The organism is Citrobacter sp. B72 (assembly GCF_016894305.1).
In the GTDB taxonomy this organism is placed as follows: Bacteria; Pseudomonadota; Gammaproteobacteria; order Enterobacterales; family Enterobacteriaceae; genus Citrobacter; species Citrobacter portucalensis.
The window spans coordinates 2,006,224-2,018,838 of sequence record NZ_CP069801.1 but is presented as its reverse complement, the minus strand read 5'-3'; the positions used below and the strand labels follow the sequence as shown (position 1 = coordinate 2,018,838).

The 12,615-nt window shown below is 49.8% G+C and carries 16 protein-coding genes and 1 pseudogene; 11 read left to right on the top strand and 6 right to left on the bottom strand.

From position 1 onward, the window contains the following. Positions 1 to 92 precede the first annotated feature (92 nt). The 8 genes and pseudogenes from fliL (at position 93) to rcsA (ending at position 5,078) form a co-directional block, all read left to right on the top strand. Complete coding sequence (fliL, locus tag JQN59_RS09600) at positions 93 to 560, top strand: flagellar basal body-associated protein FliL (protein ID WP_003834054.1); 468 nt, start codon at positions 93 to 95, stop codon at positions 558 to 560. A gap of 4 nt (positions 561 to 564) precedes the next feature. After that, complete coding sequence (gene fliM / locus JQN59_RS09595) at positions 565 to 1,569, top strand: flagellar motor switch protein FliM (protein ID WP_003030434.1); 1,005 nt, start codon at positions 565 to 567, stop codon at positions 1,567 to 1,569. Next, positions 1,566 to 1,979 carry a flagellar motor switch protein FliN gene (gene fliN / locus JQN59_RS09590; protein WP_003030433.1) on the top strand — a complete coding sequence of 138 codons (414 nt, stop codon included), beginning with the start codon at positions 1,566 to 1,568 and terminating at the stop codon, positions 1,977 to 1,979. Before fliM ends, fliN begins: the two co-directional genes overlap by 4 nt. Then, a complete protein-coding gene (gene fliO, locus JQN59_RS09585; RefSeq protein WP_095533179.1) occupies positions 1,979 to 2,356 on the top strand; it encodes a flagellar biosynthetic protein FliO in 378 nt (125 codons plus the stop codon). Before fliN ends, fliO begins: the two co-directional genes overlap by 1 nt. Beyond that, a complete protein-coding gene (gene fliP, locus JQN59_RS09580; protein WP_003834056.1) occupies positions 2,356 to 3,093 on the top strand; it encodes a flagellar type III secretion system pore protein FliP in 738 nt (245 codons plus the stop codon). The genes fliO and fliP overlap by 1 nt, the downstream gene beginning before the upstream one ends. Before the next feature lie 9 nt (positions 3,094 to 3,102). After that, positions 3,103 to 3,372: a flagellar biosynthesis protein FliQ gene (gene fliQ / locus JQN59_RS09575; protein WP_003030425.1), complete on the top strand. Its 270-nt coding sequence runs from the start codon at positions 3,103 to 3,105 to the stop codon at positions 3,370 to 3,372. Positions 3,373 to 3,380: 8 nt separating this feature from the next. Next, positions 3,381 to 4,176 (top strand): annotated as a pseudogene (gene fliR, locus JQN59_RS09570) (flagellar biosynthetic protein FliR). Between the two features lie 278 nt (positions 4,177 to 4,454). Then, positions 4,455 to 5,078, top strand: coding sequence for a transcriptional regulator RcsA (gene rcsA / locus JQN59_RS09565; protein WP_003030421.1), 624 nt, complete (start codon positions 4,455 to 4,457; stop codon positions 5,076 to 5,078). Positions 5,079 to 5,132: 54 nt separating this feature from the next. Here the strand turns inward: rcsA and dsrB are convergent, their stop codons facing one another. Then, entirely contained in the window at positions 5,133 to 5,321 is a 189-nt protein-coding gene (dsrB, locus tag JQN59_RS09560; protein ID WP_003030419.1) for a protein DsrB, read from the bottom strand. A gap of 163 nt (positions 5,322 to 5,484) precedes the next feature. Here dsrB and yodD point away from each other — a divergent pair, with 163 nt between their 5' ends. After that, a complete protein-coding gene (yodD, locus tag JQN59_RS09555) occupies positions 5,485 to 5,712 on the top strand; it encodes a YodD family peroxide/acid resistance protein (RefSeq protein WP_003030417.1) in 228 nt (75 codons plus the stop codon). Between the two features lie 206 nt (positions 5,713 to 5,918). Here yodD and JQN59_RS09550 read toward each other — a convergent pair whose 3' ends face one another. Both JQN59_RS09550 and JQN59_RS09545 read right to left on the bottom strand, forming a co-directional pair. Further along, positions 5,919 to 6,104, bottom strand: coding sequence for a YodC family protein (locus JQN59_RS09550; protein WP_003030415.1), 186 nt, complete (start codon positions 6,102 to 6,104; stop codon positions 5,919 to 5,921). A 77-nt stretch (positions 6,105 to 6,181) separates the two neighbouring features. Next, entirely contained in the window at positions 6,182 to 7,096 is a 915-nt protein-coding gene (locus tag JQN59_RS09545) for a DUF808 domain-containing protein (protein WP_171846124.1), read from the bottom strand. A gap of 175 nt (positions 7,097 to 7,271) precedes the next feature. Here JQN59_RS09545 and yedA point away from each other — a divergent pair, with 175 nt between their 5' ends. Next, the gene (gene yedA / locus JQN59_RS09540; protein WP_149607400.1) at positions 7,272 to 8,192 is read left to right on the top strand and encodes a drug/metabolite exporter YedA; all 921 of its coding nucleotides are present in this window, start codon (positions 7,272 to 7,274) and stop codon (positions 8,190 to 8,192) included. On the opposite strand, the gene JQN59_RS09535 is transcribed toward yedA, so the two are convergent. From JQN59_RS09535 to JQN59_RS09525, 3 genes are all read right to left on the bottom strand, one after another. Further along, positions 8,184 to 8,651: a very short patch repair endonuclease gene (locus tag JQN59_RS09535; protein ID WP_003839067.1), complete on the bottom strand. Its 468-nt coding sequence runs from the start codon at positions 8,649 to 8,651 to the stop codon at positions 8,184 to 8,186. The genes yedA and JQN59_RS09535 overlap by 9 nt on opposite strands. Further along, positions 8,632 to 10,062, bottom strand: coding sequence for a DNA cytosine methyltransferase (locus tag JQN59_RS09530; protein ID WP_149607399.1), 1,431 nt, complete (start codon positions 10,060 to 10,062; stop codon positions 8,632 to 8,634). Before JQN59_RS09530 ends, JQN59_RS09535 begins: the two co-directional genes overlap by 20 nt. Positions 10,063 to 10,138: 76 nt before the next feature. After that, positions 10,139 to 10,831, bottom strand: a complete 693-nt coding sequence (locus tag JQN59_RS09525; protein WP_008785124.1) for a phosphohydrolase — start codon at positions 10,829 to 10,831, stop codon at positions 10,139 to 10,141. A 441-nt stretch (positions 10,832 to 11,272) separates the two neighbouring features. On the opposite strand from JQN59_RS09525, the gene ompC reads away from it, so the two are divergent. Next, complete coding sequence (gene ompC / locus JQN59_RS09520; protein WP_032943839.1) at positions 11,273 to 12,472, top strand: porin OmpC; 1,200 nt, start codon at positions 11,273 to 11,275, stop codon at positions 12,470 to 12,472. Positions 12,473 to 12,615 lie beyond the last annotated feature (143 nt).

The following is a 12,615-nucleotide window of genomic DNA, read 5'->3' as shown; positions in this document are numbered from 1 at the left end:
CATGATTATCCGCGTCTTTTCCACGCTTTGTCGTGGACAGGACACGGGATAATCAGCCCATAAGCTGTACCGAAACAGGAAGCCCGTATCTGATGACTGACTCCGCGATTAACAAAAAAAGTAAACGCGCTATTTGGATCCCTCTGCTGGTATTAATTACCCTCGCCGCCTGCGCAACTGCGGGTTATAGCTACTGGCGCATGCAGCAGCAGCCGTCCGCCAGCGTCAAAGCGGAACCGCCTCCACCGCCAGCCCCGGTGTTCTTTGCGCTGGATACCTTTACCGTCAATCTGGGTGATGCAGATCGTGTACTGTATATCGGTATCACGCTGCGCATGAAAGATGAGGCGACACGTTCACGTCTTAACGAATATCTGCCGGAAGTGCGCAGCCGCTTGCTGCTGCTGTTCTCTCGTCAGAATGCAGCCACACTCGCCACCGAGGAAGGTAAGCAACAGCTGATTACCGCCATCAAAGAGACGCTGGCGACTCCGCTCGTTGTTGGGCAGCCGAAACAGGTTGTCACCGACGTTCTTTATACAGCTTTTATTCTGCGGTAAAGACATGGGCGACAGTATTCTTTCTCAGGCTGAAATCGACGCATTGCTCAACGGCGATAGCGAAACCAAAGACGAACCCATTTCAGGTATCGCAAAAGAAAGCGATATTCGTCCTTATGATCCCAACACTCAGCGTCGCGTGGTACGTGAGCGTTTACAGGCGTTGGAGATCATTAACGAACGCTTTGCGCGCCAGTTCCGAATGGGATTATTTAACCTGTTGCGCCGTAGCCCGGATATTACCGTGGGTGCGATACGTATCCAGCCATACCATGAATTTGCGCGCAACTTACCGGTTCCGACCAACCTGAACTTAATCCACCTGAAGCCGCTGCGCGGTACGGGTCTGGTGGTGTTCTCACCGAGTCTGGTATTTATCGCCGTAGACAACCTGTTTGGCGGTGACGGTCGTTTCCCGACGAAAGTCGAAGGCCGCGAATTTACGCACACGGAACAGCGCGTTATCAACCGCATGCTGAAGCTGGCGCTGGAAAGCTACAGCGACGCGTGGAAGGCCATCAACCCGCTGGAAGTGGAATACGTCCGTTCTGAGATGCAGGTGAAATTTACCAATATCACTACTTCTCCGAACGACATTGTGGTGAACACCCCGTTCCACGTTGAAATTGGCAACCTGACCGGTGAATTTAACATCTGTCTGCCATTCAGCATGATTGAACCGTTGCGTGAGCTGCTGGTGAATCCGCCGCTGGAAAACTCGCGTAATGAAGATCAGAACTGGCGCAATAATCTGGTGCGTCAGGTTCAGCATTCTGAGCTGGAGCTGGTGGCAAACTTTGCCGATATCCCGCTGCGGCTATCCCAGATTTTAAAACTGAAACCCGGCGATGTACTGCCGATTGAAAAACCCGACCGCATTATTGCTCATGTGGACGGCGTGCCTGTGCTGACCAGCCAGTATGGCACTGTAAACGGTCAGTATGCGTTACGCGTAGAACATCTGATAAACCCGATTTTGAATTCGCTGAATGAGGAACAGCCCAAATGAGTGATATGAATAATCCGTCCGATGAGAACACTGGCGCATTGGACGATCTGTGGGCTGACGCGTTAAACGAGCAAAAAACCACGCCCACCAAAAGTGCGGCCGATGCGGTATTCCAGCAGTTAGGTGGCGGCGACGTCAGCGGTGCTTTGCAGGACATCGACCTGATCATGGACATTCCGGTCAAGCTGACCGTCGAACTGGGCCGTACCCGCATGACCATCAAAGAGCTGCTGCGTCTGACGCAGGGATCGGTTGTCGCACTGGATGGTCTGGCAGGCGAACCGCTGGATATTCTGATCAACGGTTATCTGATTGCCCAAGGCGAAGTTGTCGTAGTTGCGGATAAATACGGTGTGCGTATCACTGACATTATCACCCCGTCTGAACGTATGCGCCGCCTGAGCCGTTAATCATGAATACCCAGGCTACCGTTTCTCAACCCGCCGCCGTTCCCGGCTCACCGCTGGTGCAGGTAAGCGGCGCGCTGCTCGGGATCATCGTCTTGATCCTGGCGGCGGCCTGGGTCATTAAACGTCTGGGGTTTGCCCCCAAAAGTGCCGGTACGCATGGGCTGAAAGTCACGGCCAGCACCTCACTGGGTCCACGTGAGCGCGTGGTGATTGTCGAGGTCGAAGATGCCCGTCTGGTACTGGGCGTCACAGCCTCGCAGATTAATGTCCTGCATACCCTGCCCCCGGCACCTGCCGATGCAGAAGAAAAAACGGCCTCCCCTGCGGATTTCCAGGCCATGATGAAGAGTTTGCTGAAGCGTCCTGGGAGATCCTGATGCGCCGTTTGTTATCCCTTACGCTGGCAGGCTTGTGGCTTTTCAGCCCCGTTGCCCTCGCCCAACTCCCGGGTCTGGTCAGTCAGCCGTTGCCGGGCGGCGGACAAAACTGGACGTTGCCCGTGCAGACGCTGGTGTTCATCACCTCGCTGACGTTCCTGCCTGCAATTTTGCTGATGATGACCAGCTTCACCCGCATCATCATCGTTTTTGGTCTACTGCGAAATGCGCTGGGTACCCCCTCAGCACCACCTAACCAGGTGCTCCTGGGCCTGGCGCTCTTTTTGACCTTTTTCATCATGTCGCCGGTGATCGATAAAATCTACGTTGACGCATACCAACCGTTCAGCGAAGAGAAGATCTCCATGCAGGAAGCCATGGAGAAAGGCGCCCAGCCGCTGCGTGAGTTTATGTTGCGCCAGACCCGTGAAGCCGATCTGGCACTCTTCGCGCGCTTAGCAAACAGCGGTCCGTTACAGGGACCAGAAGCCGTGCCGATGCGAATTTTGCTGCCCGCTTATGTCACCAGTGAGCTGAAAACAGCATTCCAGATAGGCTTTACCATTTTTATTCCGTTTCTGATTATCGACCTGGTAATCGCCAGCGTGTTGATGGCGCTCGGGATGATGATGGTACCGCCCGCCACAATCGCGTTGCCGTTCAAGCTGATGCTGTTTGTGTTGGTAGACGGTTGGCAGCTACTTGTCGGCTCGCTGGCACAAAGCTTTTACAGTTAGAGGCGCGAAATGACTCCTGAATCGGTCATGATGATGGGCACAGAGGCGATGAAAGTCGCCCTGGCCCTTGCCGCGCCTTTGCTGTTGGTCGCTCTCGTCACAGGTCTTATCATCAGTATTCTGCAGGCGGCGACCCAGATTAACGAAATGACGCTGTCCTTCATCCCCAAAATTGTCGCGGTGTTTATTGCCATCATTGTTGCTGGCCCGTGGATGCTTAACCTGCTGCTCGACTACGTGCGTACGCTGTTCAGCAATATCCCCTATATCATCGGGTAGACAACGTTATGTTGCAGGTGTCCAGCGTTGAGTGGCTCCACTGGCTGAATTTATACTTCTGGCCTTTGCTGCGCGTACTGGCGCTCATCTCAACGGCCCCCATCCTCAGTGAACGAGCCATCCCCAAACGGGTAAAGCTGGGGCTGGGGTTGATGATTACCGTCGTTATCGCCCCATCGATTCCCGCCGTTGACGTTCCCATCTTTTCTGTTGGCGCGCTTTGGCAGGCAATGCAACAAATCCTGATCGGTATCGCATTAGGCTTCACCATGCAGTTTGCGTTTGCCGCAGTACGTACCGCCGGGGAATTAATTGGCCTGCAAATGGGCCTTTCCTTCGCGACGTTCTTCGATCCCGGTAGCCGTCTGAATATGCCGGTTCTGGCACGACTGATCGACATGCTCGCCATGCTGCTGTTCCTGACCTTTAACGGCCATTTATGGCTGATTTCGCTGCTGGTAGATACTTTTCATACTCTGCCCATCGGCGGCAATCCGGTGAACAGCAATGCGTTTCTTGCACTGGCACGGGCGGGTAGCCTGATTTTCCTCAACGGGCTAATGCTGGCCCTGCCGGTAATGACGCTACTGCTCACGCTAAACCTCGCACTTGGTTTGTTAAATCGCATGGCACCACAGCTGTCGGTTTTCGTCATCGGCTTTCCTCTCACTCTGACCGTAGGTATTTCACTAATGGCGGCGCTAATGCCATTAATTGCGCCATTCTGCGAACGATTATTCAGTGAAATTTTTAATTTACTGGCCGATATCGTCAGCGAAATGCCAGGAAAATAATAACCCTTAATTTTTATCCTGTTTTACTAAGGATTGTCCTAAATTTAAAAAGTGACAACATCCACCAGGATATCTCTGTCGCGGCTTATTTGTTTTTGCCTCACTCACATAACGCAACATTCACTTTACTTTAAGATGTTTCCTGGCAAATTATACGCAACTTTACGGGATAGTAAATTCGCCTGAAAAACAGCGAAAGCGTCATCTTGGGTCGTTATTATTCCGTTTAGTTGTGATGAAATAATCAGGTAAGGGGAATTATCGTTACGCATTGAGTGAGGGTATGCCATGTCAACGATTATTATGGATTTATGCAGTTACACCCGACTAGGGTTAACCGGATATCTGGTAAGTCGGGGAGTGAAAAAAAGGGAAATCAACAACATTTCCAACGTTGATGAACTCAGTCTCGCCTGTGTCTCTCAACAACCCGCTGTGGTGTTTATTAATGAGGACTGCTTTATCCACGATCCTGCTAATAGCCAGCAAATAAAGCAAATCATTAATCAGCATCCCAGCACATTATTTATTGTGTTTATGGCAATTGCCAACGTGCATTTTGATGAATATCTACTCGTCAGAAAAAATTTATTGATTAGTTCTAAATCAATTAAACCTGACTCACTGGATAAACTACTTGGCGATATTCTGAAAAAGGAAGTAGATATTGCTATTGATGTGAACCTGCCAACATTATCATTAAGTCGAACCGAATCCAGCATGCTGCGTATGTGGATGGAGGGTCAGGGAACAATACAGATATCAGATCAAATGAATATCAAAGCCAAGACGGTGTCATCCCATAAGGGGAATATAAAACGAAAGATTAAAACGCATAATAAGCAAGTTATCTATCACGTTGTAAGGCTTACGGATAACGTCACCAATGGTATCTTTGTGAATATGCGCTAAGACGTTCTGACTGGTGGCGACCCCACCAGTCAGAATCAAACAGCGGAACTCATGTCACTCCACTTTTTCCACAAAGATACCATCCTGATGACCTGATTCATTAAAGAACCAGATACCGAGCGGGTAGTCTTCCAGCGAAACCAGGTACATAGTGCCTTCGCTAAACTCTTCGATTGCCAGTACCACGCCCGGTCGACGAGGACCGCCGTCCGTTTTGACTGTGACCCGATCATTCACCTTCATAGTTTTCCTCCTGTGGCTTTGTGCCAGTGTAGAACAAATTCCTTTTTCTGGCAGCGCTGTGCACGCGCGATTGCGGGTTTTATCGACGGTCTATACTTAAGTTGTGCGTATCTGATGTTTGGGTACGCTCCCCCGGTATCCTTAACGGTTGAGAGGTATGAGGATGAAAACCGCGAAAGAGTACAGCGATACGGCCAAACGTGAAGTCAGCGTCGATGTCGACGCGCTGCTAAAGGCAATCAACGAAATCTGCGAGAGTGAAATTCATCGCAGCCAGGATGACCCGGAGCGCGTCAGCGTTGACGGGCGTGATTACCATACATGGCATGAACTGGCCGATGCGTTCGAGCTTGATATCCATGATTTTAGCGTGTCGGAAATCAATCGCTGACTGAGGGCGAAAAAAATCCCGGCCCTTATCGGGTCGGGATCAAGCTTGCTTATGCAAGAAGCACTTGTAAATTCGTTACACCAGAAAATCTGATGTGAACCAAACCTTATCTGCAATTTTTTTGCCTGACAAGTAAATAATTCTCACCGGAATGATAAATATAACTAATGGGTGAGAGATCACCAGGTTACGGTCGAGCCAAATGTTCAGGCATCCTGACAGAGCTGTCTTCGCTCGCCAGGCACCACCAGTTCATCTTCACGGAATGCTTCCCGTTTAACGCCAAAGCCGTCGTACCAGCGACATTCCACCATTCCGCTGGCATACCCGGTAACGATCATACGTGGGCCACCCTCTTTGGAGGTGACTTCCTCACTGACAGAAAAGACCATACCTGCCTCCTGTATCAAGAGAAACCTTTACACCTTAGATGACAAGGAGGCGTTTTGCGTAATCAGTCCTGTAACAATTAGTGCGAAATTCCGCGCACTCTGGCGACAGCTTTTACCAGCAGAACGACAATCCCACCGATGATAAAGCCGAGCACCAGGTTAAGCAGGGTCGGAAGCATTAGCGAAATCAATGTACTTTGCTGCTGAGCAAAATGTTCAATCGCATGATGCAGCGGTGATATTCCGTGTACCACAATGCCGCCCCCCACTAAAAACATCGCCAGCGTGCCAACCACCGAAAGTGTTTTCATCAGCCAGGGAGCAACAACCAGCAGTCCTTTACCCAGAGTTTGAGCAAGCATGCTGCGCTTTTCTGCCAGCCAGTAGCCGATATCATCAAGCTTAACGATAATCCCCACCAGGCCATACACGCCCACGGTCACCACTAACGCGATACCAGATAGCACCAACACCTGATTCAGCAAAGGGGCGTCCGCTACAATACCCAGCGTAATTGCGACAATCTCGGCAGACAAAATGAAGTCGGTACGTATTGCCCCTTTGATTTTATCTTTCTCAAAGGTGAGTGGATCCTGTGCGGCCAGAGCAGCCAGACGCTGCTGACGCTCTTCCGGGCTTTCTTTGTGCTTACGCGCCTCCAGGGTATGCAGAACCTTTTCCACGCCTTCAAAACAGAGAAACGCCCCGCCTACCATTAATAAGGGGGTGATCGCCCAGGGAATAAATGCGCTTATCAATAGCGCCAACGGCACCAGAATAACTTTGTTAACAAACGACCCTTTCGCCACGCTCCAGACCACCGGGAGTTCGCGGTTCGCCCGCACGCCCGATACCTGCTGCGCATTAAGCGACAGATCATCCCCCAGCACGCCCGCGGTTTTTTTCGCGGCCAGTTTTCCCATCACTGAGATATCATCCAGTAGCGTGGCGATATCATCGAGTAAGGTCAGTAAGCTACTTCCTGCCAAAATTTTCACCCTCAATATTATTTTTTTGCAGTCATAAGTATGAAGTAAAACACGCCATGCTGAAACTGACCTTTCTGGTCAACAAGTTTTTAACATCAACACGTAATTATAAATCTCGCCAGTAAGATAGTTTTGACGTTTACTATGTTGCACCTTTTTATTTCCACCGTGAGGGATTATGCGTTTCAGGCAATTGTTACCGCTTTTCAGTGCGCTATTCGCGCTGTACATCATTTGGGGTTCCACGTACTTCGTTATTCGCATTGGTGTTGAAAGCTGGCCGCCGTTAATGATGGCAGCCGTACGTTTTCTCTCCGCGGGAATTTTATTAACAAGTTTCTTACTTATTCGTGGGCATAAGCTGCCCCCCTTACGCCTAATCCTGAACGCCGCGTTAATTGGTATCCTGCTGCTGGCTGTGGGTAATGGTCTGGTCACCGTCGCAGAACACCAAAATGTCCCTTCCGGTATTGCCGCCGTGGTGGTCGCCACCGTCCCGTTATTTACGCTGTGTTTTAGCCACTTTTTTGGCATCAAAACGCGCAAGCTGGAATGGTTGGGGATAGCGATTGGGCTAGCAGGGATCATCATGCTGAACAGCGGGGGCAATTTAAGTGGCAATCCGTGGGGCGCTATTTTGATCCTGATCGGTTCAATAAGCTGGGCGTTTGGCTCGGTATACGGTTCACGCATTACGCTACCCGTTGGCATGATGGCCGGAGCCATTGAAATGTTAGCCGCCGGTATTGTGCTGATGTGCGCATCGCTACTCTCCGGGGAAAAACTGACCACCATGCCAACATTTTCAGGCTTTATGGCGGTGGCTTACCTGGCCCTGTTTGGCTCCATTATTGCCATTAATGCGTATATGTTCCTGATCCGCAATGTCAGCCCGGCGCTAGCCACCAGCTATGCCTACGTCAATCCGGTTGTTGCCGTGCTGTTAGGCACCGGTCTGGGGGGAGAAAGACTGGCCCCTATCGAATGGCTGGCGCTCGGCGTGATCGTGTTTGCTGTGGTGCTGGTAACGTTGGGGAAATACCTGTTCCCTGTTAAAGCGGAGGCCGTTGCTACCCCGTCGGAAAAAACGTTACAGTAAATGAATACCGAGTGTGTCGATCTGCGCGGTGTCGCCACCGCCGCAGATCCACTCGATGACACGTTCAGATAACGCTTCATCGTCCAGCTTTTCGCGACCACGCAGGGCGCACTCCCAGACAATCAATACGCGCCAGCCCAGAGCCTGCAACTTTTCACAATCCCGCGCATCGCGCTGGACATTTTTGCCTATTTTTTCCAGCCAGAATTCCGTTCGTGTCGCGGGGACTTTAAACAAATAGCAATCGTGGTGGTGCCAGAAACAGCCATGAGTAAAAATCACACAATGATAATCATCCACCACAAAATCAGGGCGACCGGGTAACGTCGCATCCTGCACGCGAAACGTTACCCCCTGCTCTGTCAGCACGCTGGCAAGGCGTTTTTCAATTGCGGTATCGCGGGTAGCTATCGCCCGCATATTTTTACTGCGTGTTGCTTTATCGTGAACGTCTGCCACGCTGGTTCTCTTTCTCGCGAATAGCAACTGCCTGCCTGATTTTCGGCTCCAGCAACCTGGCCACCGCCGCAAATGCCGGAACGACCACCGAATTACCAAACTGGCGATAAGCCTGGGTATCTGACACAGGGATCCTGAACTGATAGCCCTGCGGAGATTCAAACCCCATCAGACGCGCGCACTCTCTGGGCGTAAGTCTGCGTGGGCGGTGGCGCTGATTCTGCGGATCGTCAAAATCTATTTCACCCAGCGCCATATCCCAACCACGGTCAATCAGGATCTCCGCTCCATCCTTATAATAACGCGCAGATAACGTGCGCGTTACACAATCAGGGTTACCGGGATACACCATGCCATAGCCAAATCCATTGCCCCGCGCCTGATGCTTTTTCGCATAGCGATAGAGGTATTTCCACAGCACCGGCGTCAGTACATATTTCGCATCGACGGTCGGCTCAAGCAGTTCCGCCAGCGTGGTACGCCGCGGCGGATAACGCGTGACAATATCCCGCAGCGTGAAGTCTGATTTCAAATTCAGATCGCGTCGGAAGCCGACAAGCACGATACGTTCGCGATGCTGAGGCAAAAAATGTTGCCCATCGATGATTTTCGGATCGTCCGGACCGTTATCCGCCGCATCCGCTACGTCATAACCCAGCTCGTCCAGCGTTTGCATAATGATGCGAAACGTTTTGCCCTGATCGTGACTCTTCAGGTTTTTGACGTTTTCGAGCACAAATATGGCGGGCCGACGCGCATCGATAATGCGCACCACGTCAAAAAATAGCGTGCCTTGCGTATCACAGGCGAAACCATGTGCCCGCCCTAACGCATTTTTCTTTGATACACCAGCCAGAGAAAATGGCTGACAAGGGAATCCGGCTAACAGCACGTCATGTTCAGGAACATGCTGGCGAATATGTTCTGCCGCCTGCTGGTCACTCACCCCGTCATGATGGCTGAGTGTGATATCACGAATATCTTCATTAAAGTTGTGCTGGAGCGGATCGCAGTAGTTGTTCGCTTTATAGGTGCGCACCGCATGCTTGTTCCACTCACTGGTAAACACGCACTGCCCGCCAATCGCTTCAAAGCCGCGACGAATGCCACCAATACCGGCAAAAAGATCGATAAAGCGAAAGGCATAATGCGGATGATGCGCAGGTGGTTTCGGCAACAAAGTATTCAGATGAATGAGCTCGCGGTCGCTGAGGCGATGCCATGTTTCATTAGCAACCACTCGCTTAAAGATGGCCGGGCTCCAGCGGTTCTCACCAACGCCATTCAGATGAGCAACCAGCGTTTTCACGTCATATATTTCAAGCAACTTGGCCAACATCACCTGCACGTCGGCCTCGTTTTCATCTGTCATCGGGTTCATGGAGCCTGCTACTGAAAAATTATCCTGCATACATTTAACCGGCAGAAATGGATAACCGACAGATTAACATAAATTAGCACGGTTGACGTTTCAGCCGTATTGGCGACTAGCGCGCTTTAAAGGGTTGAATCGCGTCAAGATCCAGCATTTCGTATTCTCCTTTTAGCTCCGCACTCAGCTTCGCCATATACGTCAGTAAAAAATCCGCATTATGTTGTGCCAAATGCCGCCCTTGCTCGGTTTGCATCGTCAACGGCAACGTCAATAACTTGGTCTGGAAGTGATCGAGCGCGTACTGTTTATCGTCAAGGCTACGCTTTCGGGCAAACGGATCTTCCGCATCAAACAGCGCAACCCCCAACGCCCCTGAAACGGCAAATACGCGCGCTAAACCAATTGCACCCAGCGCCTCAAGCCGGTCTGCGTCCTGCACGATTTTCGCTTCAAGGGTTTCTGGCGCGATTTTGGCGCTAAAACTGTGCGCCTCAATGGCATGACACACTGCCGATAACCGCTGTTGTGGAAAATCCGGAAAATCGCGCATCAAAACACGACGTGTTTCCTTGGCTGCCAGTACCGACGAACAATGACGCTCAGGATGGTTCTTTGGCAGGCTGACGAGATCGTGGAAGTAGCACGCGGTCAACACCACCAGCCAGTCTACGGTTGCATCTGTACTCAGCTTTTGCGCCGTTATCCACACACGTCGAAAGTGAAAGATGTCATGTGCAGCATCTTGTCCAGAATGGTTATCAGCTAACCAGGCTTCAAATCGCGACTGCCAGTCGTGCAGTTTCATGCTATCTCCCTTTGTAGAAAGAAAATCACCTTAGCAACAATTTTCATTGCAGACCACTGCCCGCCCCATTACATAATCATCTTTTATTATTGCACTAAAAATAAAATCCACATGAATTTATAAAACCCACGACGCCAATATCGAAAAATAATTTATATGAATATTAAAAACAAACATCTAAAACAAATAAAATACACATAACAAATAAATAGATAAACACATATAACACATTGATTAAAAACAATTCATATGGCGAATGCCAATGTAATTAACATACACGTATAATTATATAAAGATGCAAAATAAACATTTTGAAATATTTTAAATATATTTGTTACATGTTATATTTTAAATTAAATGAACTTCATAGATAGTATCCAAATGTAGTCACTCGGATAGTACTACATATTCATTTTAATTATCATGCAAAGGGAATACATAATGAAAAGAAAAGTATTGGCACTGCTTCTCCCTGCTTTATTAGCTGCAGGCGCAGCAAATGCGGCTGAAATCTATAATAAGAACGGCAATAAACTGGATCTGTACGGTAAAGTCGATGGTCTGCGTTATTTCTCTGACGATGCTGACAGCGATGGCGATCAGACCTATGCGCGTCTGGGTTTTAAAGGCGAAACCCAGATCAACGACATGCTGACCGGTTACGGTCAGTGGGAATACAACATCCAGGCTAACGGTACCGAAGGTGAAGGCGCAAATTCCTGGACTCGTCTGGCCTTTGCCGGTTTAGGCTTTGGTGAGAACGGTACCTTCGACTACGGTCGTAACTACGGCGTGGTCTACGACGTAGAAGCCTGGACCGATATGCTGCCGGAATTTGGCGGTGACTCCTACACCCAGACCGACGTGTATATGACCGGTCGTACCAACGGTGTTGCCACCTACCGTAATAAAGGTTTCTTCGGTCAAGTTGATGGTCTGAACTTCGCACTGCAATACCAGGGTAATAATGAAAGTGCAGGAGCAGGCGAAGGTACTGGTAACGGTGAGAACCGTAAACTGTCTAAAGAAAACGGCGACGGTTTCGGTCTGTCAACCTCCTATGACTTCGACTTTGGTTTAAGCCTTGGTGCTGCTTATTCCAGTTCTGACCGTTCTAACAATCAGGTTGCTGCTGGTCGTGGCGATCGTAGCTATGAGAATAAATACGCAGGCGGCGAAACAGCAGATGCCTGGACTATTGGCGCTAAGTATGACGCTAACAACGTTTACCTGGCTGCTATGTATGCAGAAACCCGTAACATGACAGCATACGGTAGCGGAACTTATCAAGATGCTACAGGCAAAGATGTTGCTAAAGGCGGGATCGCTAATAAAACACAGAACTTTGAAGTTGTTGCGCAGTATCAGTTCGACTTCGGTCTGCGCCCTTCCATCGCTTACCTGCAGTCTAAAGGCGTCGACTTAGGCGGCTGGGATCACCATAGCAACGGCACCCCACGCTATACCGACAAAGACCTGGTCAAATATGTTGATGTGGGTGTGACTTACTACTTCAACAAAAATATGTCCACCTATGTCGATTATAAAATCAACCTGCTGGATGAAGACGACAGCTTCTATGAAAGCAATGGTATCGCAACTGACGACATCGTTGCCGTTGGTTTAGTCTACCAGTTCTAATTGACGCAAAAATAAGCAAGCCCGCTTCATATGAAGCGGGCTTTTTATTTATACGAAACGTATTTTTTTACCACGCGGGCATTACAACGATAAACTTGTGAGGATACTCAAAGAAAAAAACATCCATGAGAACTGTCGTTGAA